The organism is Armatimonadota bacterium (assembly GCA_013314775.1).
In the GTDB taxonomy this organism is placed as follows: domain Bacteria; phylum Armatimonadota; class Zipacnadia; order Zipacnadales; family JABUFB01; genus JABUFB01.
In genome coordinates this window covers 322,548-346,424 of sequence record JABUFB010000009.1, presented here as the reverse complement: position 1 = coordinate 346,424, position 23,877 = coordinate 322,548, and the positions used below count along the sequence as shown (strand labels likewise).

Sequence of the window (23,877 nt, the reverse complement as noted above, 5' to 3'; positions counted from 1 at the left end):
GGGGTAATACCCGCTGTGACCATACTGATTCCCCGTTTCTCGAGGCGCACCTGCCCACTTGCCGGCCGGGGCGTTGCAGGAGAATCGGGCTGCGAGCGGAAAGCCTCATATTAGCCGTCTGATCCGCGCGCCTGAACCGGAGGCGGACGAAGGAGCGATCACCTTGTCTCACCTTTTCCGGGGCGTTACGGTGCTGGTGCTTGCGTTGACCTGTCTCTTTGGTCAAGCGTTGACGCCGGCCGCCGATGGCGACGTGCCGTCAGGCCCTGCGCGGCTGATCCTGGACCGGTCCGCAATACCCGGCGGGGTGGCTCTGGTAATCGGCGGCAGCGACTGGGGCCTTGCCGTCGCTCTCGCGCGCGAAGCACCCTTCCTGGTGCATGTCCTCGACACCAATCCCACGCGGGTGGCCGAGGCCCGGCGCCATGTGCTGGCGGCAGGCCTGTACGGAAGGGTCACCGCAGGCTCATGGGATGGCGTCCGCCTGCCTCTCGCCGATGGGTTGGTGAACCTCATCATCGCCGACACTCTGCCGCCGGAGCTGGAGCCTGAAGTGAACCGGGTATTGGCGCCTCTAGGCGTCACGATGGTGCGCGAGGGAGCCTCCTGGAACCGGGATGACAAGCCCTGGCCCGCTGATATCGACGAATGGACCCACTACCTGCACGATGCCGGCAACAATGCGGTGGCGAAGGATACGCGCATCGGACCGCCGAGTTCGCTCCAATGGATCGGCAGCCCGCGCTGGTCGCGGCACCATGACCGCATTGCCGCGCTGTCTGGCATGGTCTCCGCCGCCGGGAGGGTCTTCTACATTTTCGACGAGGGCCCCACAAGTTCGATCATCCTGCCCTCGAAATGGTCCCTCGTTGCCCGCGATGCCTTCAATGGCGTGGTCCTGTGGAAGAAACCGATCCCCGACTGGCAGACTCGTCTTTGGCCGCTGAAGAGCGGGCCTGCGCAGCTTCCCCGCAGACTGGTGGCGTCGGCGGATACCGTCTACGCCACGCTGGGCATCGACGTTCCAGTCACCGCAATTGACGCCCGCACCGGCGAGACTGTCCGCACCTACGACGACACCCGCGGCACTGAGGAAATCCTGTTCTCGAACGGAGTGCTGTTCCTGTCGGCCGACCCGGCGCTGGACATGGACAAGTACACCAACCCCGCGGCAGTGGAGCGCCCCTGGTGGACCGGCGAGGCCAAGCGCGTCATGGCCGTGGATGCCGGCAGCGGCAGGATTCTCTGGGAGCGCCAGACCAGCGTGGTTCCGCTCACGCTGGCCGTGGATGAGGCGCGAGTGTACTTCCACGACGGTAAACAGCTGGTATGCCTTGGTCGGACTGACGGCAGTGTGCAGTGGACCTCTCCCGATGCCCCACTGGTGAAGCGCCTCATGTCATTCTTCGCGCCGACGCTGGTGGTGCGGGATGGCGTGGTGCTTTTCGCCGGGGGGGAGGAGTCCGGGCTGGTCAAGTCCACCGGCGGCGCCACCAAGTCGGATACCATCACCGCCTTCGATGCCGCGACGGGCCGCGTGCTGTGGTCCGCCGAGCACCCGCCGTCGGGTTACAGCTCCCCCGAGGATGTGTTCGTGATCGACGGGGTGGTCTGGTACGCCGGAGTCTCCAACGGCAGCCTGCCCGGCGCGGTAACAGGGCGCGATCTACATACTGGAAGGATCGTGAAGCATTACGAGAAAGCGGACGTGGAGACCTACTGGTTCCATCACCGCTGCTACCGGGGCAAGGCCACCAGCAAGTATCTCATGGTAGCCCGCACGGGGACAGAGTTCATCGACCCGCAGACCGGCCACTGGGACATCAACCACTGGACCCGTGGCGGATGCCTGTACGGGATCATGCCTGCCAACGGGCTGGTGTATACCCCACCCCACAACTGCATCTGCTATCCGGAGGCGAAGCTGTTCGGCCTGTGTGCCCTGAGCGCCGGTGCTCATACGCCCAGCCCTCCTGACGCCCGTGCTCGACTGGAACGAGGCCCGGCATACGAAGCCAACACCGGGCCGGTGGCGATGTCCCGCGCCGATCCCGTCAATAGCTGGCCCACGTACCGCCATGATTCGAAGCGCAGCGGGGCAACATCGGAAACGATAGGCGCGAACCTGAGCGAAACCTGGAAGCGCGACCTCGGTGGCCCGCTGAGCACGGTCACGGTGTCGGACGGTCTGGTGTTCGTAGCCGCTACCGATGCCCACACCGTCTACGCCCTGGACTACACCAGCGGCGAGGTCGTGTGGGCTTACACGGCCGGCGGGCGCGTGGACTCACCTCCGACGATCCACGACGGAACAGCGATCTTCGGTTGTGCGGACGGCTGGCTGTACTGCCTGCGCGCCAGTGACGGCGCTTTGATCTGGCGCTTCAGGGCCGCTCCCGAAGACCAGCGAATCGTGGCCTTCGAGCAACTTGAATCGCGCTGGCCTCTTCATGGCAGCGTGCTGGTGCAGGATGGGATTGTCTATGCCGTGGCAGGACGGTCGGTTTTCCTGGACGGGGGCATGCACCTGTGCCGTGTGAACGCCCGCACCGGAGAACTCATCTCGGAGGAATTGCTGGACGAAACCAACCCGCACACCGGCCAGAGCATCCAGGCCGATGTGGTCAGACTGGGCATGCCTGTTGGCCTGCCCGACGTGCTTTCATCCGATGGGAAGCATGTCTACATGCGCTCCCAGGTGTTCGACATGGAGGGCAAGCGGCTAGACATGACGCTGCCCACCGGGAAACTCGGCACCCACGCACGGGTTCAACAGGGCGAAACCCGGCATTTGTTCTCCCCCATCGGCTTCCTGGATGGCACCTGGTTCCACCGCTCCTACTGGGTGTACGGACGAAGCTTCGAGGGCGGCTGGAACGCTTACTATCTCGCAGGCAAACAGACGCCTACGGGGAAGATCTTGTCTTTCGACGGTCGCCACGTGTTCGGGTACGGCCGCGAGCCCCAGTACTTCAAGTGGACCACTCCCCTTGAGCACCAGCTCTATGCTTCGCCACTGGAGGGAGCAGCCCCCGAGGAGCCGGTCGTAGAAGGCTCCATCGTGCGGGTCGAGAAGTCGGAGAGCCTCAATCCCGCCAATGCTCCGCTAACAGTGGCGGCGTGGATCCGCGCCGAAGCGCCCGACGGGGTGGTGCTCGCGCGTGGTGGTGGCATCCTGGGCTATGCGCTGTATCTGAAGGACGGCGTTCCGCGCTTCGCTGTCACCGCCGACAACAAGCGGTGGGAGGTTGAGTCTGGGGCCGAAGCATCTGAGGGCTGGATGCACCTGACAGGCACGCTCACTGCCAAGGGCGAGCTGCGCCTATACGTGGACGGTAGTCTCGTAGGAGTGACTACCGGAGCCAGGCTGATCCCGAGGGACCCCGCCGATGCACTGCAGATAGGCGCGGATGAGAGCAGTTGCGTGGGAGATTACACCAACGCCTTCCCCTTCAAGGGCGCCATCGATGAGGTCCGCATCTACCGGGGCGAACTCTCGGAAGCCGCAATCCGCGCCCTGGCTGCCGCGACCGAACCGGCGCAGGAGGAGAGCGCCACCCTCGTCCTGTACCACAAGTACGATGCGGGCGGGGCGAGTGACTTCTCGGGCAACCGGAACGACGGTTCGATTGAGGGTGCGGTCCGCGTGGACGGCCGTATCAGCGGCGCTTTGGGCTTCTCGGGCAAGCTCCCGGGAGCCGTCGAAACCAACGTCCGGTACGAGTGGGCGCGGAAGGTCCCGGTCCTCGTGCGCGGCATGGTGGCTACCCCCCGGGCACTGTTCGTTGCCGGGCCGGAAGACCTGATCGACGAGCCCTCCGCGCTGAAGGCAATCGCAGATCCCGAGACAGAACGGCTCCTTGCTGCCCAGGAGGAGGCAATCGCCGGCAGACGTGGCGGAATGCTCATGGTCGTCTCCGCGGCGGATGGTTCGACAGTCTCCGAGTTGCGGCTGGACACCATCCCCGTCTGGGATGGCCTCGCTGCCGCGAGCGGCAACCTGTACATGGCCGGAATGGACGGGACGGTTCGTTGCTTTGCGGGCCGGTAAAGGACGTCACGGGAGCGTGAGAGCTGGTGCCCACCATGATCGTACGCTTCGTCGCGCTTACAATTCTGATGTCGTATGCCCACGCCTTGGCCGCGGAGTACTTTGTTTCCCCCAGGGGCAATGACGACGGCTCAGGCGCTGAAGCCGCACCCTGGAAGACCCTTTCGAAGGCTTGCGCGGTCGCATCGCCGGGAGACACCGTGACCCTTGCCGCAGGCACCTACCGCGAGGTCCTCAAGCCCGCGCGATCAGGCGAACCGGGCAGACCAATCTGTTTCCGCGCCCAGGTCGGCCAGAGGGTCACGCTTTCCGGAGCTGATCCGCTTGAGGGTCACTGGGAGCAGCATGACGGCAGAATCTACCGGCTCTCCACCGATCTGAAGTTCACGCAGTTATTCGTGGACGGCACCATGATGCCCGAGGCACGGTGGCCCAATACTCCGCCGGGGAGCCTCATGGAATACAACCGCGCCACCATGGGCCCGGGCACCGGATACGAGGTACTGGCCGACGCCAACCTGCCTGATGGCGACTGGAACGGTGCGGTGGTCCTCTTCTGGCCGGGATCACGCTGGGTGAGCATGACGCGCCGGGTCACCGAGTACCAGCCGGGCAAGTCGCTCCGGTTTGACGTGACCACCGAGCAGAAAGTGAAAGACAAGTACCACACCTCAGACCCCTACAAGCCCCAGGCGGGCAATCCATACCTGCTTTTCGGCGCTCTCGCGGGCCTGGACAGCCCGGGCGAATGGTTCCTGGACGAGGAGAAAGGGGCTGTCTACCTGTGGCTGCCCGATGGTTCTGCGCCCTCCGGTCACACTATCGAAGTGAAACAGCGGGATTACGCCGCGGACCTGAGCAAGCTGGCGAACATCGAGATCAGCGGCCTCGAGATCATCGGCGCCGGGGTGAACATGGCTGATGCCCAGGGCTGCCTGCTGGACGACTGCCGCCTGCGGTACTCGGAGCACGTGCGAGCGTGGGAATCGGGGAAGCTGCCGCCGGTGCGCAACGTCATTACCGGGAAGGCCAACGAATGGCGGCGCTGCCTGATCTACGGCGCGGCCACCACCGGTCTGCAGATGGCGGGCGAGGACAACCGGCTTTCCAACTGCATCATCCGCGACGTCAATTACGTGGGTTCCGGCCGCGGCGGCCTGGACCTCACGCGATCTGTGGGCGCGGTGGTCTCGCACTGCACCATCTCCCGCACCGGGCGCGACAATGTCCAGCACCACGGAAGCAAGCGCATTCGAATCGAGTATTGCGACATCTTCCATACCAACATGCTGAACAATGATTCCGGCGCGATATATGCCTGGGGTACGGATGGTGAAGGCGGGGTGATCGCGTACAACTGGGTGCATGACAATCTGGGCCACAGTACCGTGGGCATCTACCTCGATAACTTCGACAAGAACTTCATCGTACATCACAACCTGATCTGGAACTGCACGGGCAGCGGCATCCGACTGAACAGTGATGCCATAAACCACCTGGTCTGCAACAATACGATCCAGCAGGTGCGCGAGCCTTTCGGCACATTCTGCTACTCCGCGTACACCCCCACCATGCAGGGCACGCGGATCATCAACAATCTGGTGAACGAGGCGATGGACCCGAAGAGCGCGGCGCAGTTCGTGCAGGGCCAGCTGGGGCCTGAACTGCACCACAACGCCGCCGGAGCGGTGGATCGCGACGGCTACCCTGTGGCCGGGTCAGCCGCGATTGATGCAGGCATCGTGATCGAGGGCATCACCGACGGATTCACGGGAGCCGCGCCTGACCTGGGCGCATACGAGTTCAGTGGCCCGAAGTGGACCGCCGGAGCCGATTGGGCTGACCCTGACGCACCGGAACCCCCTGTGCGCGATCTGTCCTACAGCCCGCACCCGCCGATCACCAGTGAAACCATGATCACCCAGGGCCTGGCACTGTGGCTTGACGCGGCAGACAGGGATACGCTTGAATTGGGCGCCGACAGCGTCGTCACTGCGTGGCACGACAAATCGCCCGAAGGACGGGTGGCCATTCCTGCGCTGCCCGGTGGGAGCGTGAAGCTGGTCTCGGATGGCCTCAACGGTCTGCCGGTGGTGCGCGGGAACGGTACAGGAAGCCTGCGAGTGGCCGATATGGGTGGCGCCCCCGGGCCGCTCGCGGTGTTCGTGGTGTCCCAGGCACTGGAGGAGACCGGGCCGTCCTGGCAACGCATCATCGCCAGCTTCAACGGCGAAGGGCAGGAATGGGTGCTGCCCAACTGGATGATCGGCGCTCCGGGCAGAGACAAGCCGGCAACCTGGCCTGCGCAGGTGTTCATCCACCAGCAGCGTGACGGCGCGAGCCTGAGCACTGTCACGGTGCTGGGGGCGTCGGCGGTGAATGGACAGGCTCTCGGAGGGGACGTGGCCGAGGTCTTGATTTTCAACCGCTCCTTGCGGTTCGACGAGACCGAAGCAGTGCTCAACTACCTGACCGAGAAATGGGGCCTGGAGCCGAAGGGGTAGACCCCTGTGCCGACCGGGACGGTCGGCCTGCGCGAGGTCCCCCGCCTCCGCCGCGTAGCTTGAGCGTCCGTGCATCGGGTTGCAACCCAGGGCTGGGGGACCTTCGATCCGAGCGTCCTGACGGGCGCACGAGGTGAGCATCCCGCTCACCGTCCTTCGGGTGGCCATGCCTTTCGCGTTGCTTCGCCCTTCGCGTGGCGCGGCCGTCTCGCCCGCATTGCCTGTGCCGCATAACCACCATCACTTCCCGGGGGCTCCGCATGACCTCACGAGAACGCATCCGCACTGCCCTCCGCCGACAGGAACCCGACCGCGTTCCGCGTTGCGAGCAGTCCTACTGGCCTGACACCCTTGCACGCTGGCGGCAGGAAGGAATGCCCGCGGACAAGTCGCCCCACGAACTGTTCGATCTCGACGGTTTCGCCAACGTCGGCCTGGACAACAGCCTTCGCCTGCCGAAGGAAACCGTGGACGAGAGCGACGACTGGATCATCGAGCGCGACTCCGACGGCGTGGCACACAAGAGCTGGAAGACCCGGTATGGGACGCCCTGCGAGGTGGACTTCCTGATCAAGACCCGTGCCGACTGGGAGCGTTACCGCGAACGGCTGGCCCCCGATCCGGCGCGCATCAGTGACGGCGTGCGGCAGGCGATCCAGGCCTACGCGGACGCCGGGACCTTCTGCACCATCAGCCCCGGCGAGCCGGTCTGGTGGACAATCAGCACCCTCGGGATGGAGAACGCGCTGCTCACCCTGGGCATGGATCCCGATCTGTTCGCGGAAATGCTCGAGGCCCAGGCGACATTGGCTCTGCAGATGACCCGGCAATTGCTGTCAGAAGGCTACCGACCTGACGGCATTCTTTTCTCCTCAGACCTGTGCTACCGCGGCGGGATGCTCTTCTCTCCGGCGAGCTACCGGGCGCTGATGATGGACTACCACAGGGAATACGCCCGCCTTTGCCATGAGAACGACATGTTCCTGATCCTCCACTGCGACGGTGACGTACGCCAGTTCATCCCCCTGCTGATCGAGGCCGGGTTCGACTGCATCGAGCCGCTCGAAGCCCGGCAGGGGAACGATGTCCGGGAACTCAAGCCGCTTTACGGCGACCGCATCAGCTTCTTCGGCAATATCAACATGGATATCCTCGCCACCGGGGACCGTGCCCTCATCGAGCACGAGGTGGTGAGCAAGATCGAGACGGCGAAAGTCGGCGGCGGGTACATCCACCAGTCCGACCATTCCGTCCCGCCGACCATCAGTTACGACTCATACTGCCTGTGGATGGACCTGGCGCTGGAACACGGACAGTACGGTTAGCGCCGGATATTTGGACTTCAGGTCAGGTTGGACTCTGCGGCCCGCTTGGTGTATGGTGCTGGCTGCAGCCGCAATCGTCCACTGCCTGTGCCAGTGCTCACACCGCGCGGCTATCGTTCGCGGGCCGGGAGGGTCGCCTCTCGCCGCGAGCTCAATCACACCGGAGGTCTGTCTGATGCCGAAGATCGCCTTCATCGGGGCCGGGAGTTTTGGTTTCACGCGTACGTTGGTCAAAGACATTCTCACATTCCCGCTGCTGGAGAACGCGGAACTCGCGCTCATGGACATCGACCCTGAGCGTCTCGAGTACAGCACCCGCGCGGTGCAGCGGATCGTGGACGAAGGCAAGTACCCGGCCACTGTGACATCCACCATGGATCGACGCGAGGCACTGGACGGAGCCGATGCCGTGCTCGTCACCATTCTCGCGGGCGGCGTGCAGGTCTGGCGGCACGATATCGAGATCCCCATGAAGTACGGCGTGGATATGAACGTGGGCGATACCCGCAGCGTCGCCGGGATCTTCCGTGCTCTGCGCACTATCCCCGTAATGGTGAGCATTGCCAAGGACATGGAAGAGCTCTGCCCCCGCGCGGTCATGCTCAACTACACCAACCCCATGGCCATGCTCTGCCGGGCCATGCAGCGCGAGACGAAGGTTGCCGTCAGCGGCCTGTGCCACTCGGTCCAGGGCACCGCGGCGATGCTTGCCAACTGGGCGAAAGTCCCGCCGGCAGAACTGGACTATGTCTGCGCGGGCATCAACCACCTGTCCTTCTTTCTCAAGCTCGAGCACAAGGGCCGGGACATCTATCCGGACCTGCGCAAGGCCATGAAAAAGAAGGAAATATACATGCACGAGCAGGTGCGCAATGAGATGTTCCTGGCCTTCGGATACTATGTCACCGAATCCAGTGGCCACAATTCCGAATACAACGCATGGTTCCGCAAGCGCCCCGACCTCATCGAAAAGTTCTGCAAGGATGGCACGGGATGGAACCCGGGCGAGCATGCGTACATCCTCAAGCACTACCTCAAGCGAGAGAAGGACTGGAAGAAGGACATCATCGCGTGGCTGGAAAACCCCGAGCCGCTCAATCTCAGCCGCGGGCATGAGTACGCCGCGTCCATCATCAATGCCTGGATGGGTGGTGAGATCTTCCAGTTCAACGGGAATGTGCCGAACACCGGGATCATCACCAATCTACCCGACCGCTGCTGCGTGGAGGTGCCCGTTTTCGCCTCCCGCAATAGCCTGAATCCTGTCCACGTGGGAGCTCTTCCCCAGAGCGTACAGCCCATGGTCGCTCAAAGCGTTGCAGTGGAAGAGATGGCTGTGGAAGCCGCACTGACCGGCAATCCCGAACTGGTCTACCAGGCCTGCTGTTACGACCCGCTCTGCTCGGCGGTGCTCGGTCTGCAGGAGATCAAGGACATGGTCAAGGCCATGCTCAAGAAGAACAAGCCTCATCTGCCCACCTTCAAGAGCGTGACCTGGTAGCCTGAAGTGGCGTCACAGACAATGCCGCCCGCCCGGCGAGTCAAACCAGACTCCGGGCGGGCGGTCTTGTTCGGGCTCAACGGCGATCAGACTCTCACTGTCACCTTCACTCCCGGAACCGCGTCCAGGGTCACGATGAAGTCCCTGCCCCGCTTTTCGCACCCGTAGACCTGTGACCGCAGAGCACCGCCGGGCAGCGGAGATGGCTGGAGGGACACCGCGCACTCTCTCGACGCCGGCAGACCCGACACGCGGAAGCTCAAGCGACTGCTGATCACGCCCACCGGCCAGTCCCCCCGCAGTTCGAAAGTCAGGCTTCGCTCAGCCGCCTCGATCACCTCCACGGTCAATGCCCTCCGCAGAAGAACGTAGTCCACCACATCGTCGGGTTTTGCAGCCCACAGCGCCCCTCCCGAGATCTCCCGCAGCTTCTCAAAACGCCGCGTGAGGTCTTCCGGCGTGATGCACTTGTGCGCTTGCGGCACATCCCACATCACCAGATGCGAGGTTTCATACAGCCATGATCCCAGCAGGAATCCCAGATCCAGGTTGTGGGTGAGCAATTCGCGCTTCCAGTCATACGCTGAATGGATCTCGCCCGATGCCACCATGAAGTTGCCGATCTTGTGCAGGTCGAAATTCTCGCGGTTAGGCGCGCCATCGATGTACGCGCAGGCGAGATAGTGCTGCTTCACGAGGTCGATGACCGGCGCGTAATTGTACTTGTCATTCGGCAGCGTGAAGATGCGCACCGGGTGGTCCAGGGCGTCTTCGAGACGATACTTGCTCCAGACGATCTCGCGCCAGAGGTCTAGCCCCGGCTGCAGCGGGTAGACGTAGTGAGACCATGAGTGATTGCCCACGCCCCAGCCTTTGTCCAGGAGGAAGCGCAACTCGTCCGCGCTCATGTGCACGTATGCGTTGAGGGAACTGCCGTAAGCCTTCCGCTGCCGGCCGAGTTGCCCGGCAACCACGTCCACGTGGCCGGGGAATCCGAACTTCTCGTGGATTGGCAGTGCATTGGCCAGGGCGTCGACGGTGCCCTCGTCGTAGGTCATGGAATACGCGAAGGGCGCGTCATAGAGCCAGGTGCAGGGCGTGACACAGGGCGTCGTCTTCGGGGGCATGTGCAGGATCCTCCCAGTGGATGTCGCCACGCCGATGTTACCCGTATGCGCCGAACTCCCGGATTGCGTCGGCCATGGCGCGCACGTTCTCGTCCTTCATGTCGGCGGTCAAGCTGTTGGAGGAAGAGATAATGTATCCCCCGCCGGCACCGATGCGCTGGATGCGGTCGCACACCTGCCGACGGATGTCCGCCGGCTGCTTGTGCACCAGGTCGTCCATAAAGATATTGCCCACCAGGCAGATCCGATTGCCGTACCTGGCCTTGACCGCGTTGATGTCCATCACGTCAGGCTGGATCGGGTGGATCGCCGCCTGCCCGAGCTGCAGCCAGTCGTCGAGGATCGGGGTCATGTCCCCGTCGCTGTGGGTGATGAGAGGCAGTTCCAGGGCGGCGGCCGCGCGCTGCTGTATCGGCAGAACCGTTTCCCGGTAGAATACCGGCGAGAACATGGGGCCGTTGTTGAAGGCTACGTCGTCGAAGGCCCAGAAGAGGTCGAAGCCGATTTCGGCCAGTCGCGGTGCGAGCCGGATTGTCCAGTCCGCGTAGCGTTCCAGAATCTCCACGATCAAGTCCGGATCGTCGGCCATGGCGTAGGAGAAAGCTGCCAGGCCCATGCTCATCAGCGTCGCGCCGATACCCAGCCGGATGCAGGCGATGGCGCAGAAATCCTCTTTGTGGGCGATGAACTCCCGCGCACTGTCCAGGAAACCGGGGGCATCTATATCCGGAAACTGCATCTTCTGCAGGTCATCCCGGGTGTGGATGAGTCCCTCCCCAACGATTACCACGCCCTGCATGCTGGTGCGCCCGGCGTATACCGGTGCGAAGGCGTTGTAGTTGATATTGTCCTTGCCCAGGGCTCGGCAGACGATCTTCTGCTGTTCGGCGAGATATGCGCCCGATGTCACCGGCGTCCCGTCCGGCGCGATGTCCCAGTTCACGTCGATCTTCCGGCCGCACAGACGCGTTGCCAACTCGTCGCTGACGATGCCCTCTATCCAGGGCACGCGGTCGGGGATCTCCCGGCGGAGCGCGGCAAGAACTCGTTCGCGTGAAGTCATGGGTCTGGCTCCTCAGGCTCGGTTCGCGTCTGCAACCGCTCGGATGATCTGCGCGGCGATACTGCAGTGCTCCTCGGTGTATTTCTCGCAGAAAGTGCTCCAGCGGATGAACCGCTGCAGGAACTCTGCGGCGACCGGAGTGCTGTGGGCGCCGTAGCTATACCGGCGGCTTGCCGGCGGCTGTGAGAACGGGAAGCGCCGGGCTTGCGCGTACTCGTCCAGGAAGACGCAGGCCTCGGGCATCAGATAGTACGCCCCCATGCCCGCGCCGGGGATGCCGGCTTCGGCAAGCTGCGCGGCGAAGCTCGCGGTGTCGCAAGAGAACTGCCCGGGTTCCAGGGTAATCCCGAACATCCAGCAGGAGTAGACCTCCTGGTAGTCGGGGATCGGCAGAGCGCGCACGCCGGGAATCTCGTTGATCAAGCAGGTTAGCAGTCGCGCCATCTCGTCCCGTCGGGCCACATTTTCGCGAATAATCTCCAGTTGTGCCAGGGTGATCGCAGCGGTGGACTGGGGCATCCGAAAGGCGTAGCCTGGCTCGGTGTGGATTCGGCCGTAACCCGGTTTCTGCAGTCCGCCCCGGCTGTGTCCCACGAAACGCAGGCGCTCGGCGACCTGGTCATCGTCGGTCACCACGCAACCGCCCACATCGGAGCCCAGGGTTTTTTCGGAGTCGAAGGAGAACCCGCCGGCCGTGCTCAGAGTGCCCGCCGGGTGCCCCTTGTAAGTGCTGAGAACCCCCTGGCAGGCATCCTCGTACACGATCAGCCCATGCCGCTCGGCCAGAGCGTTGATCGGATCCATGTCGCAGATGATTCCGGTCTTGTGTACGCACAGGATCGCCCGGGTGCGGTCGGTGATGGCCGCTTCCACGGTGTCCGCGCTGATGTTCACGCTGCCCGGCGCGGTGTCGGCGAAGACCGGGATGAACCCCTGCCGGAAGAGCCCCTGAATTGTGCCATAGTCTGTGATCGGGCTGACGATGATCTCATCGCCCGGCTCAAAGGGGAACGCCGCCGCCAGGATCGCCAGGGCGGGAGTGCAGCCTGGGGTGGCGATACAGTGCTTCACCCCGAGGGTCTCTGCGAAGGCGCGCTCGAAACGTCCCACGAGATCGCTCGTGAGACCGCTGTCCACGACTTCCTGCAGGTACGCCATGGCGTTGGGCCCCATGATGCGCGGGAAAGGATTGGGCAATTGGCCTCGGAGATTTGCGACGGCTGCGGATCCGAAAAGGGCACGGTCAATGGACATGTCTGACACTCCTTGGGTGCGCCGGACGCTTGTCGGCTCATGCATCGACGGGAATACGCCTGTGCTCGAGTGCTGACTGAGTAGCGAGAAGGGCCAGACGATTGGCCCGAATTGATGCGGACTGGGGAACCAGACACATCTCGGCGTCCGGAGCCTGCAGCCAGTCGGCAACCACGGACCGGGCCGGGGGCAGACTCAGCAGCGGAATGTCGGCTCCTTCCGGCGATGAGAGGGTGACGCCTTTGCCAAGCCGCAAGTCCGCGAAGCCTTCTGTGCCTGCAACGGTGACCCGGTAGTCGGAGCCCACGGTTCCCGGGAGCATGCGCTGGCCCTCCACCAGTGCGCTTCCGCCGCCGGACAACTCGCAGAAAACAGCAGCATGGTCCCGCAGGTTCTCATCATCCGGCGCACCCAAGTTGCCCGTCACGCCGGTTAGCACGGTGATCTGCTGCCCCGTGATCCACTCCACCTGATCGAGCCCGTGGATGAGCAGGTCGAGGAACAGTCCGCCGGACCGGCTGACATCCAGAAACCACGGCGGGCGCTGGGCGCGCTTGAGTTGCACCGCCATGCGGACCTCGACGAATGCTGGGGCACCGATCCTGCTCGACCGAACGACTTCGCGCAGGCCTGCGTACTCGCTGTTCCCTCGCAGAGTCAGCAGCATGAGCATTCGGCGTTCGGGGTGTGCCCGCAGGAATCTCTCGATCTGCGCCTGCTCATCCGCGGTGATTGCGAGGGGCTTGTCCACAATGACATCGCAGCCGGCGCTCAGCGCCGACAGTACTGCACTCGCCTTCAAGTCATTCTCATTTGCGACCGCCACCAGATCCGGCGCGGTTTCCGCAAGCAGCCGGTCGACCGCATCGAACACGGGAGCGCCGAAAGTGGTCTCCGCCCATTCGCGCTGGTCGGGGCGAACGCAGGAGCCGACCACCTGAATTGCGCTCCCCGCGAGAGCGGTAATCTCGCCGATGTGTGTTTCCCCGCCGACGATTGCGGCTCTGAGCATGGCGCGTGCCCCCGGAAATTCAGTGGCTTGACACTCCCGCTCACTATGGCATACATAGACGCCCGAGTCTTTGCACAATTCTGCCAATAGTTTGCACAAAGGGCGTGTGATCCATGTCGGGCTCCCGCATCGCCCGACCGCCGATTGAGGTAACAAAGGCCACTTCCTACTGCGTCCCGTCCGCGCTTATCGGCCCGCCGCACGCGCACCCCGGCAGCTGGCAGGTGGTTTACGTACTCTGCGGAAAGGGTCAGGTGCGCATCGGAGACGCCTGGTACGGTGTCCGGGCGCGTGATCTGTACATGATCCAGCCCGGGGAAGAGCACGCGTCCCGTGACGATGCGGGTACGCAGCCGGAACTCTGGGAGTTGCGTTTCTCGATCGGCCGCGGGGCCCGCATCCCCTTTGCACTATCCACCATCCCCGCGATTATGCGCGACGTGCGCGACCCGGCCCTCATGGAGACTTTGCGTCAGCTCATCGATGAGTTCTCGGCCCGTGAACCTGGCTGGGAATGGCTCTGTTCGTTGCTGGTGGAGGAGTTCCTGCTGCGGGTATGCAGGCTGGCGGGTTCGGCAGGGGCAGCGGCTGCGGGAAGAGCGCAGTCGGCGCATGAGGAGGCCATCATACGGGTTCGCCGCTATATCCATTTTCACTTTCACGAGCCGCTCACTGTCCAGGGACTGGCACGGGAAGCGGGAATGTCGCCCCGGCGGTTCGCCGAGATCTTCCGTGCGGTCTGTGGAAGGCCCCCAATGGATTATGTCATTGATGTGCGACTTGACCGCGCTGCCGAACTGCTGCGTGAGGGCCGGTTGACCGTCTCCCAGGTGGCCGACCGCACCGGATTTGCAACGGTGCACTACTTCAGCCGCGTCTTCAGGCGGAAACGTGGCGCCAGTCCGTCCGCCTACCGGCGTGCCTGGACCGGGCCCGAGTGAACCGCCACAGGTGTCGTCTCGTCACTCGGAAGCGGACGTGACCGTGGCGCTGCCCGCCGTAAACGAGAGGCATCACAGATGCGACTGTTCACACTCGTTGTTTCGCTGACCCTGGCCCTGTGTCTGCTGGAGACTGGTTTCGGCCAGACGCTGACGGACCAGTGGATGCGCTCCCCCAGGTGGGTGGTCCCCGACGTGCAGGCGCCGGGAGTTGAGAAGGGAATGCTCCAGAGCGAAGCGGCTGGATCACCGGTGAGCTACTTTGTGCTGAAGCCGCCAGGGTATGAGGTTGAACCGGAACGGAGGTTCCCCGTCCTCTACTGGCTCCATGGCAGCGGCGGACCGATGGGGTGCATCCGGCCGATGTCCGAGCACTTCCGGGCCGCCATGCTGGAAGGGAAGATGCCCCCGGCAATCGTCGTCTTCCCCAATGGTCTCCCACTGGGCATGTGGGTGGATTGGAAGGACGGCACTGTGCCCCTGGAGACGATTCTAATCAAGGAACTCATACCGCACATCGACGCCACATACCGCACCATTGCCTCCCGCGACCGTCGGATCGTCGAGGGCTTCAGCATGGGTGGCTATGGCGCCGCACGCTTCGGTCTGAAGTACCCGGAACTGTTCTGCGCGGTCTCGGCCATGGGTGCGGGACCCATGCAGCGGGTCCTCGATCATGGGCCTCGCATCACCGAACACCAGCGCGAAACCCTTCTCGAGGCTGTCTTTGGCGGTGACCACGACTACTTCACCGAGGTGAGTCCGTGGGTCCTGGCCGAGCGAAATGCAGACGCCGTGCGTGGCAAGATCCTCTTCAGGCTCGCGATCGGCGAACTGGACGAGACGTTGCCGGCGAACCTGGCGTTTCACGAGCACCTGGATTATCTGCGCATTGCCCACAGCTTCACGGTGGTGCCCGGAGTGGGGCACGACACTCTGAAGGTGCGCGATGGTCTGGGGGACAGCAACTGGGAGTTCTACCGGCAGGCCCTTCAATGAAGTCCGACGCTGGAAGTTCTACTGCCGCCGCCAGGCAGGTACAGACCCCCAATTGGCGAACCATTCCCGTGCCCGAAGACCGTAATGGACGCCAGTCTCACGGCGCGGGAGGACCAAGATGGCGGGTTGTGCGGGACTATCATCGTCGCCAGATTCGGTGAACAGTCATCGCTTCACGGCAAGCCCGATCCAGCGCTGACCTCCGACGAACTGCTGATGCTGGACCGCGCGCTGAGGCTTGACGACGTCCGGGCGTACGTGCTTGCCGCGAACCGTCTGAGAGAGCGCGAAGAGCTGTCGGGGCGGTGATGGGGGACAGGCGCCGCATGCATTACGAAACCGTGCCTCCGGAGCACGCACTCAGGAGCCGAGCGATGGAGCTTGCGTACAAACAAAACTGGCAGGAAGCCCGCGAACGCCTCCTCGCCTACTGGGACATGCAGATCATCGATCGACCCTGCATCGCAGTGACCGCGCCTTTGAGACCCGCGCGTCCGATCCCGCCCGCAGCGGATTGGCAGGAGTACTGGACCGACCCGGATTACGTGGCCGAGAGGTACGACGCCGGACACGAGGCCACCTACTTCGGGGGGGAATCTCTGCCCGGCACCTCACTCATGGTGGGCTACTGCTTCGGGTACGGCGCGCCTTTGCACTACAGCCAGCAGACCGTTTGGCAGGACCCGATCATCGATTCCTGGGAGCCCGAGCCAGCGCTGGAATTGTGCGAAGATGACTGGGCCTGGAGACGCATGCTGGCCGTCGTGGAACGCTGCGCAGAGGTCTCGAAGGGCAAGTGGATGACCGGCTGGCCCAACGTGCACCAGCCCAATGACCACCTGCCGCTCCTGCGGGGCACCCAGCGGTTCCTGATGGATCTGATCGACCACCCGGCCGAGGTCAAGCGGTCACTACGCAAACTGCTGGACAACTGGTATATCATGTACGATCGCATCGCCGACATGCTGGACCACCAGGAGGGCTCCAGTGGCTGGCTGGGCCTGTGGTGCCCATGGCGCCGGAGCGTTACGCTCCAGAGCGATGTGTCGTGCATGCTGTCGCCAGCACAGTTCGAGGAGTTTGTGGCGCCGGAACTGGACGAGTTGTGCGACTGGCTGGACGGCTGCAACTACCACCTGGACGGCCCCGGCGCTTTGCAGCATCTGCCGCGGCTGCTCTCTATGCCCCGGATTCACTCGATCCAGTGGACGCCCGGCAGCGGCGCGGAGTCCGGCCTTGCCTGGCTGGACCTGTTCAGGCGCATCCAGGAGGGTGGCAAAGGAGTGGTGGCGCTCCTTGCCTATGACGAGGTGGAAGTCGCCGTGAGGGAGCTTCGTCCTGAAGGCCTCTTCATCATCACTTCGGCGCCGTCGCCCGATGCCGCCGACGCCCTGCTTGAGCGGGCGGTGGAGATCACCGCGCAGCGCCGCCGGTAGGTTTGTGGTGCAGGAGCAATCGCCGCGGGCGCTCTTCGCCCGATCGGGATCATGCCGAGACCGATATGCACCACGGGACGTGAGCGGCCGAAGCTCCGGGAGTATCGCTTCGAACTCACCGACCACTTTCCTCCGGGCGTGGTGCAGTTGAGTCGGTCTGCCGCCTGCACACGCTGTCGCGCCCTCATGTCTCGGGTGGCAGTGAGCATTATATGAGTTCGCTTGCGCGCCCTGCGCCACGGGGGCGTACACCAGGAAGCACCGTCCCGCAAGGCCTTCCACCCCGACGGCTTCTCGCCCCGTTCTTCACTGCCAGTTCGGCGACAACTCGCGGTCAACTGCGCCCAGTTGCCGCAGATCATCCAGCGCCGCGGCCATTGCTTCCAGAGCGCCGTCATCCACGCCCTGATCCGCCACGCCGCGATTGCCGATGGTGGTGAGCGTCACCGCCGGACCGAGTTCGAAGATCGGCGTCGTGTTGTACCAGAAGTGGCCCGCGAGAATCAGCCGCACCGGCCGTGTGCCACTGGATACGAACTTCGGTTCCTTCGGCTCGACATAGAACTGGCTCTGCCCGTAGTACACCCGCCCGCCGTAGTCGCGGATATCCACCACCGGCTCCTGTGTGAACGTGTGCATTTTCGGCCCGCAGATGGTCACCGCGCCATCGGGTTGCCCTGGCGCGCCCTCGAGCACCAGGTGCTGGTCGCTCTGCTCGTTGTAGAAATCGCTCATGACGATGGAATGGTTGTCGCGGATGCGCAGCGTGGGCTTCGACAGCGTGGCCAAGCGCGTCATGAACCCGAGGAACCCGTCCCGCTCGGAACCGGGGCCCTCAACTGTGATGGTGCCCTCATAGGATGTGCGAAAGAGCAGCGTTGCCTGCTGGCTCCCGGTGATGTGCAGGTTCCCCTGCACATGCATCGCATCCACCACGCTCCCCGCAGGCAGGTTCAGCATCCGGATTCCGTGGGCATCGGGGGCCTTCTGGTACATCCCGTAGGCATAGACCTCGTCCAGCAGCACCCGGCAAGGCTGCCCCGACGAGGAGAGAATCCGGATGTCGTCGCCGTGCCTCATGGCGCCGGAGTCGTGATGGCCTGCCGCGAAGCTTGCGAGGGTCACGCCCTCGGCTCCGTCCACTTCCACCATCGGCAGCCCTTCTTCGCCGCGCCAGAGAAGACCGCAGCGAAACCCGGCGCCCCCGAAGATGTAGTCGCGTCCTGTTACCCGCAGCGTATCCGAGATGGCGTAGGCGCCGTTGGGCAGGTACGCGATGGCGTTATCGCCGGCATCGCGGGCCGCATCAATGGCCGCCTGGATCGCCGCGGTGTCGTCGGTCTTACCGTCCCCCTTCGCGCCGAAATCGCGGACGGCGTCGAACACCTTGCCGGGCACCCTTGCTGTGTCGCGCAGGAACCGCTGCTCGGCGGAATCGATCACTCCGACGCCACTGCCCGCTGGGATTTCGTACAGCCTCGCGGCAGGCGTGATCCCGACCAGCCGGGCCACCGGCTCAGGTGTGTTATTGCTTACAAACAGCGTCTGCCCCGCATTCACCAGTCGCACCGGCGGCGTGTCCGACGGCGGGTCTGTGAAGGCGCAGTCGAACATGAGCACCGGGCTGCCGTTGAGGTGCACTGCTCCGTCGGGGTCGGTCCAGCGCGCAACGTGGCAGTCCTGGATAGTGAGCGGGGCGATGGTGCCAACTTCCCGCACGAAACGCCGCGAACCCAGTGACGTGCAGCGCCGGATGGAACTGCCATGCTCGCTCCCCACGATGAAGTCCGCCTCGCGGCTGCCCTCGAAGTGGCAGTTGCGCGCGTAGAAGTTTGCCTTATTGTCGCGAATGCCCACTCCGCAGTTGCGGAACTCGCACTCATCCACGGTATTGTCGTAGTCGTTGAAGGTCAGGAATGCCATGCCCGTGCCGCAGCTCTCAAACAGGCAGTTGCGGTAGAGAATCTCCGCCGAGGCGATCTTCTGCTCATGTCCCACCCGGATACCGCACTCTGTGAAGTTGCGGTAGGCCTCATGCTCGTGGCGGACTTCGGTCTCGAACCGCTGCTGTGCCGCATGGTCGAATCCCACCGCCGCCTTGCCCTGACCGTCCCAGCTCAGGCCGACGAACCGGCTGTAGGCGACGCCATTGCTCCAGAACATCCGGCCGCCTTCAGGCCCGTCCCAGATGAGCCGTGTGTCTCGCCCGTGCCCCACAACAAGGCAACCAATCGCCGCCCCGGTGATGGTGAGGGTGTCGGTGATCCGATACGTGCCCGGCGGCAGGTAGACCGACTTGGTGGGTCCGCCCATGTTGAGCGCGGCCTGAATCGCCCGGGTGTCGTCGGCCTGCCCGTCACCCACCGCGCCGGGGGTCACGTCCGTCTGCACGTTGATCCAGTCCGACCGCTCCTCCCACGCCAGGCTGGGAATGTCCGTCTGCGCAAAGAGCGACGCGCACGCGGCGACGATCAGTGCCGATGTGAACCAGTGGGGCATTGAGGCCACCTCCGGGATGCTGCCGTGCTTCAGTGTTTCGACCAGTCCAGCGTCATCTGTTCCCGGGCGCCGACCGCCTCGACAATCGGCCATGAAGCGCGCAGGTCGTCCTCGTACGGGCCGATCTTGTCCACCGGGATCGGCTTGAAGCCCATCGCGAAGGCGGGCGACTCCGGCCTCAGACGGTAGTCGTCATTGGCCCGGTCCACGAACAGCGGGTCGGCGATCACCGAGTGCTGGTCGAGCCCCAGCTTCTGCCAGGCCTGCCATTCATCCACCGGCGTCGTCTCCTGCAGCTGGACCTCATCCACCCAGATGGTGCCCGTGCCCTGGGAGATGTCGATACGAATCTTGATACGCTCCATGCCCTCTTTCCAGTCTGAATCGCCTTTGGCCGGGAAGCGGAAGCCGGTCACGAACTCGGTCCATTCCGGGCCTGCCTTCGCACTCAGGCGTCCACCCGCCCAGAAGAACTTGTTCGGGACGTATGCCTGGGCCATGATGGCGAAGGTGACCCCCTCACCCTCTCCCCTGACTTTCGCAGTGAGACGGTAGCTCTTGCCCGGTTCCAGCCGGATGTCTTCGCTCACGAAGTTGCTGGGCAGCACCTGACCGCTGGAGTCCGTCATGGTGCCCTTGCCCTCAATGCGCACGGCTTTCTCGCCCGCTGCCGGTCGGTTGGCGTCGATGCCCGCCCACGAATCGTTGGGCCGCACCTGCCACGCCCAGCCGCTGGGCAGAGCACCGGGCTGTCCCTCTTCGAAGCCCGGGTTGGGCGCGAGATTGGGTCCGACTGGCTCGCCAATGGTGGCCACTCCCGTGCGGATGGGGTGCCCGTCATGCCAGATTACGTTGTAGTCGGATTCCGTCTTGTCGAAGGGCAGATTGTGGTGGGCGTAGAGGTGCGCCGTGGGTTCGCTGTAGCAGACCACATTGCGAAGGAACTTATTGCCCGCCATCTGCCAGGCATCCTCGAGGCTCTCGGTCAACTCCTTGTAACCGGGGTACTTGAGATACGCCTCGGTGCCTGAAAACTTGTTCCAGGTCTCGGTCATCATCGGCACCGGGTGCCCGCCTTTCACGTAGCCGCTGTACTGCATCTGGCTGTCCCGGCCGTCGATGAAGATGTTGTTCTCGATCACATTGTCCCGGCCGCCGTGAACGTGCGCGCCACCCAGAATCGTCCGCGCCACAATGTTCCCGTGAACATGGGTGCCGCAGGTGCCATCGTCCAGGTAGATGCCCCAGTTGAAGTGGGGACTGGTCCAGCGGCCGCCCTCCTGGCCGAAGCCCACGATGTCATGCAGGTAGTTGTAGCGGATCTCGGTGCCCCGCTTGGTCCAGTCCACCTGCCAGCAGTAGATGCCGCCGCAGTCCGCGGTCTCCAGGTTCACGTGGCGGATGTGGTTCAGCTCGATGATATGGTCATTGCCGCCCCAGACAATGCCGAAGCGCGGGCAGTCGTGGATGAGATTGCGCGACGCGCGGTTGCCCACCCCGCCGAGAGACACGCCCACGCCCTGCTTGTAGAACACCCCCGTATGGTGCAGATAGTTGTTCTCGGCGAAATTGCCCGCAGGTTCGAGGGTTTCGCGGTTGCCCCCGTTGAGGCTGATGCCATCGCGACCCACGTGGTGGATATCGCACCCCACGACCCCGTTGTTCTTTCCGCCATTGACCGCAATTCCCGATCCGTTGTAGTCCCCTACGTTGCGCACCACGCTTGCAGCGATGAGGCAGTTTTCGGCTCCGTTCATGGAAATCGCGGTGCCTTCGGCGCACTCGAAGATGAACCCGCGGAAAGTGATATTGGCGGCTCCCTCCTGGAATTGGAGAATCGTGCGCACCACCGGCGCGGACACGGTCATGGTATCCGGGTCAGCGCCTTCGGGCGGCCAGAAGTAGAGCGTCCAGGTTTCCCTGTCAAGGTACCACTCGCCCGGCGCGTCCAGTTCCTCGCGCAGGTTACGCACGAAGTACCGGTCCGTTGGCCGGATTGGGTACGAGGCATCCGCCGCGAGAGTGATGATGCGCTTCTCGCGGTCAATGGCCGCGATGCGGATGATGTTGTTCCACCAGTTGTAGCGCGGGAACACCATCACCTCGCCCTCCTGCGGGTTGGCCCATTCCCGAGCGTCGGCTTCCTTGTAGTGCAGAAGGTTCCGGGGTTCATCGGGGATGTTCTTGTACATGGGGATCGGCTCGCCGTCCACGTATGCCCAGCCACCGGTCACGTAATTGTCCGGGTCGAAGTTGGGGTACCGCGCCAGTTGCATGCGCTCTCCGTTGCACAGAAGCTGGCGGAAGTAGATGTCCCGAAAGCCGAGAGCCGCCACGTCGGCCTTGAGGATTTCGCCTTCATGCACCTGCCAGCCCACAATGGCCTTCCCGCCGATGATGACCGGCTTTTCGCCCTCGAAAGCCCGGTAGACGATGGGCGCTTCAGGGGTGCCGGAATCCTGTGCGTCCAGCACGACAGTATTGCTCACCTCGTAGAGCCCCTCGCGCAGCCACACGGTAACGCCGCCATCCGGCAGTGGCCCGGCCTGCTTCAGTGCCCGGATGGCGTCTCGGGCACCCTGAAGGCTGGCGAGTGGTCTCTCCTGCGTGCCCGGCCCGGCGTCATTGCCATCGGGAGACACGTAAAGTGCTTTTGGAGCGGCGCCGGCTGCGCCCATGGCAGTGAGCAGGCCGATCGCAAGAAGCATTGCGGTCCAGTTGCAGGCGAGCATTTTTCGCTCCTCCGTTGCGGGATATCAGTGCATCACCACGATTCGTTTCCCTGCCCCGCCGCCGCGTACCTTTTCACAGGATAATCTCTAGAAGCCTCCAATGCCGGCGGAGGTTATGTCTTTGGTCGGAGAAAGAGGAAAACCCATCTGGCGCAAGGAAAGCGTGACCACCACCGACACAGGAAAAACGAGCGCGAAGGCGAAGGTTCCGTGGGATGCCGCGGCCTTTTCAGGAGGAAGAGATGCCTGCCACGATGATCATCGACGCCGTCCGCACCCCCATCGGCCGCTTCGGGGGTGGGCTGCTTGAGTATTCCGCGGGTGGTCTGGCTACTCTCGTCGTCCAGGCCCTCGTGGAGCGTAATGACATCCCGCCCGACCAGGTGGATGAGGTCTTCTTCGGGCAGGTAATCCAGGGCGGTTCCGACGGAAATCTCGCCCGAAAGGCCGCCATCGCGGCGGGACTTCCGGTCAGCGTCTGCGGAGTCACAGTGAACATGGCCTGCGCCTCGGGCATGCGCGCCATCGACATGGCCCGGCAGGCGATCATGCTGGGGGAGGGGCGAATCTTCATCGCCGGCGGGGCCGAGAGCATGAGCAATGCGCCCTTCTATGTGAAGGACGCCCGGTGGGGACACAAGCTGGGCAGCATCACCATGATCGACGCCATCATGGACGAGGGCCTGCGCTGTCCGGTGACGGGAATGGGAATGGGCGAGACGGCGGAGGAGATCGCCACGCGAACCGGGATCACTCGGGAGGAGATGGATGCCTGGGCCCTGCGCAGTCAGCAGCGCGCACGGTCCGCCATTGATACCGGGCGCTTCGCCGACGAGATCATCCCGGTCCCGCGTGCGAAGGATGAGCCCTTGTGCGTGGATGAGCATCCCCGCGAGACATCCCTGGAAGCCCTGGCGAAGCTCAAGCCCGTCTTTCGCCCCGATGGCTGCGTGACCGCCGGCAATGCGTCGGGGATCAACGACGGGGCCTGCGCGCTCCTCGTGGCAGAGGCGGAGCGTGCCGCCGAGCTGGGCTGGCCCCAACGCGCCCGGATCGTCGCTTCCTCCTGGGCAGGGGTCGAGCCCGCCATCATGGGCATGGGCCCGGTGGATGCCGTCCGCAGGCTGTGTGAGATCGCCAAGCTCCAGATCAGCGATTTCGAACTGGTAGAGCTCAACGAAGCCTTCGCGGTGCAGGCGCTGGCGGTGATGCGCGGCCTTGGGCTGGACGAGGAGCGGGTCAACGTGAATGGTAGCGGTATCGCCCTGGGGCATCCCATCGGCGCTACCGGCGCGCGTATCGTCACCAGCCTGCTGTATGAGATGGAGAAGCGTGACCTCACACTGGGTCTGGCCACCCTCTGCGTCGGCGGCGGCATGGGCATGGCTATGGCCATCGAGCGCGTCTGAACCGCAGACAACAGTAAGCTGTCA

15 protein-coding genes are annotated in these 23,877 nt (G+C 63.9%); 9 read left to right on the top strand and 6 right to left on the bottom strand.

Annotation, left to right across the window (positions count from 1 at the left end; all coding sequences use genetic code 11):
• The first annotated feature begins 163 nt into the window (after window positions 1-163).
• From HPY44_12735 to melA, 4 genes are all read left to right on the top strand, one after another.
• A complete protein-coding gene (locus HPY44_12735; GenBank protein ID NSW56870.1) occupies window positions 164-4,051 on the top strand; it encodes a PQQ-binding-like beta-propeller repeat protein in 3,888 nt (1,295 codons plus the stop codon).
• A 26-nt stretch (window positions 4,052-4,077) separates the two neighbouring features.
• Window positions 4,078-6,555, top strand: a complete 2,478-nt coding sequence (locus tag HPY44_12730) for a right-handed parallel beta-helix repeat-containing protein (protein NSW56869.1) — start codon at window positions 4,078-4,080, stop codon at window positions 6,553-6,555.
• Window positions 6,556-6,815: 260 nt separating this feature from the next.
• Entirely contained in the window at window positions 6,816-7,880 is a 1,065-nt protein-coding gene (locus HPY44_12725; protein ID NSW56868.1) for a hypothetical protein, read from the top strand.
• Window positions 7,881-8,055: 175 nt separating this feature from the next.
• Window positions 8,056-9,381 (top strand): alpha-galactosidase, encoded by a 1,326-nt coding sequence (gene melA / locus HPY44_12720; GenBank protein ID NSW56867.1) that lies wholly within the window; start codon window positions 8,056-8,058, stop codon window positions 9,379-9,381.
• A gap of 86 nt (window positions 9,382-9,467) precedes the next feature.
• Here melA and HPY44_12715 read toward each other — a convergent pair whose 3' ends face one another.
• From HPY44_12715 to HPY44_12700, 4 genes are read right to left on the bottom strand one after another with little or no spacing between them, the layout of a single operon-like run.
• Window positions 9,468-10,508, bottom strand: coding sequence for a polysaccharide deacetylase family protein (locus HPY44_12715; protein NSW56866.1), 1,041 nt, complete (start codon window positions 10,506-10,508; stop codon window positions 9,468-9,470).
• Between the two features lie 37 nt (window positions 10,509-10,545).
• Complete coding sequence (locus tag HPY44_12710) at window positions 10,546-11,571, bottom strand: hypothetical protein (GenBank protein NSW56865.1); 1,026 nt, start codon at window positions 11,569-11,571, stop codon at window positions 10,546-10,548.
• 12 nt (window positions 11,572-11,583) lie between these two features.
• Window positions 11,584-12,825: a DegT/DnrJ/EryC1/StrS aminotransferase family protein gene (locus HPY44_12705; GenBank protein ID NSW56864.1), complete on the bottom strand. Its 1,242-nt coding sequence runs from the start codon at window positions 12,823-12,825 to the stop codon at window positions 11,584-11,586.
• Between the two features lie 37 nt (window positions 12,826-12,862).
• Complete coding sequence (locus tag HPY44_12700) at window positions 12,863-13,837, bottom strand: Gfo/Idh/MocA family oxidoreductase (GenBank protein ID NSW56863.1); 975 nt, start codon at window positions 13,835-13,837, stop codon at window positions 12,863-12,865.
• A gap of 113 nt (window positions 13,838-13,950) precedes the next feature.
• Here HPY44_12700 and HPY44_12695 point away from each other — a divergent pair, with 113 nt between their 5' ends.
• The 4 genes from HPY44_12695 to HPY44_12680 all read left to right on the top strand — a co-directional run bounded on the left by HPY44_12695 (window position 13,951) and on the right by HPY44_12680 (window position 17,213).
• Window positions 13,951-14,778, top strand: a complete 828-nt coding sequence (locus HPY44_12695) for a helix-turn-helix transcriptional regulator (protein NSW56862.1) — start codon at window positions 13,951-13,953, stop codon at window positions 14,776-14,778.
• A 78-nt stretch (window positions 14,779-14,856) separates the two neighbouring features.
• Window positions 14,857-15,777, top strand: a complete 921-nt coding sequence (locus tag HPY44_12690; GenBank protein NSW56861.1) for an esterase family protein — start codon at window positions 14,857-14,859, stop codon at window positions 15,775-15,777.
• Between the two features lie 84 nt (window positions 15,778-15,861).
• The gene (locus tag HPY44_12685) at window positions 15,862-16,086 is read left to right on the top strand and encodes a hypothetical protein (GenBank protein ID NSW56860.1); all 225 of its coding nucleotides are present in this window, start codon (window positions 15,862-15,864) and stop codon (window positions 16,084-16,086) included.
• Between the two features lie 65 nt (window positions 16,087-16,151).
• Entirely contained in the window at window positions 16,152-17,213 is a 1,062-nt protein-coding gene (locus tag HPY44_12680) for a hypothetical protein (GenBank protein NSW56859.1), read from the top strand.
• Window positions 17,214-17,519: 306 nt separating this feature from the next.
• Here the strand turns inward: HPY44_12680 and HPY44_12675 are convergent, their stop codons facing one another.
• Both HPY44_12675 and HPY44_12670 read right to left on the bottom strand, forming a co-directional pair.
• Complete coding sequence (locus HPY44_12675; protein NSW56858.1) at window positions 17,520-19,712, bottom strand: hypothetical protein; 2,193 nt, start codon at window positions 19,710-19,712, stop codon at window positions 17,520-17,522.
• 29 nt (window positions 19,713-19,741) lie between these two features.
• On the bottom strand, window positions 19,742-22,444 hold the full coding sequence (locus HPY44_12670) for a right-handed parallel beta-helix repeat-containing protein (protein NSW56857.1): 2,703 nt from the start codon (window positions 22,442-22,444) through the stop codon (window positions 19,742-19,744).
• 242 nt (window positions 22,445-22,686) lie between these two features.
• Here HPY44_12670 and HPY44_12665 point away from each other — a divergent pair, with 242 nt between their 5' ends.
• The gene (locus tag HPY44_12665) at window positions 22,687-23,853 is read left to right on the top strand and encodes a thiolase family protein (GenBank protein NSW56856.1); all 1,167 of its coding nucleotides are present in this window, start codon (window positions 22,687-22,689) and stop codon (window positions 23,851-23,853) included.
• The last annotated feature ends 24 nt before the right edge of the window (window positions 23,854-23,877 follow it).

Excerpts from the sequence above, each read along its gene's own strand:
- HPY44_12710 (NSW56865.1), bottom strand. The coding sequence starts at position 11,571 with ATGACTTCACGCGAACGAGTTCTTGCCGCGCTCCGCCGGGAGATCCCC.
- HPY44_12715 (NSW56866.1), bottom strand. The coding sequence starts at position 10,508 with ATGCCCCCGAAGACGACGCCCTGTGTCACGCCCTGCACCTGGCTCTAT.
- melA (NSW56867.1), top strand. The coding sequence starts at position 8,056 with ATGCCGAAGATCGCCTTCATCGGGGCCGGGAGTTTTGGTTTCACGCGT.
- HPY44_12685 (NSW56860.1), top strand. The coding sequence starts at position 15,862 with ATGGACGCCAGTCTCACGGCGCGGGAGGACCAAGATGGCGGGTTGTGC.
- HPY44_12725 (NSW56868.1), top strand. The coding sequence starts at position 6,816 with ATGACCTCACGAGAACGCATCCGCACTGCCCTCCGCCGACAGGAACCC.
- HPY44_12700 (NSW56863.1), bottom strand. The coding sequence starts at position 13,837 with ATGCTCAGAGCCGCAATCGTCGGCGGGGAAACACACATCGGCGAGATT.
- HPY44_12675 (NSW56858.1), bottom strand. The coding sequence starts at position 19,712 with ATGCCCCACTGGTTCACATCGGCACTGATCGTCGCCGCGTGCGCGTCG.
- HPY44_12695 (NSW56862.1), top strand. The coding sequence starts at position 13,951 with ATGTCGGGCTCCCGCATCGCCCGACCGCCGATTGAGGTAACAAAGGCC.
- HPY44_12690 (NSW56861.1), top strand. The coding sequence starts at position 14,857 with ATGCGACTGTTCACACTCGTTGTTTCGCTGACCCTGGCCCTGTGTCTG.
- HPY44_12680 (NSW56859.1), top strand. The coding sequence starts at position 16,152 with ATGGAGCTTGCGTACAAACAAAACTGGCAGGAAGCCCGCGAACGCCTC.
- HPY44_12670 (NSW56857.1), bottom strand. The coding sequence starts at position 22,444 with ATGCTCGCCTGCAACTGGACCGCAATGCTTCTTGCGATCGGCCTGCTC.
- HPY44_12705 (NSW56864.1), bottom strand. The coding sequence starts at position 12,825 with ATGTCCATTGACCGTGCCCTTTTCGGATCCGCAGCCGTCGCAAATCTC.
- HPY44_12665 (NSW56856.1), top strand. The coding sequence starts at position 22,687 with ATGCCTGCCACGATGATCATCGACGCCGTCCGCACCCCCATCGGCCGC.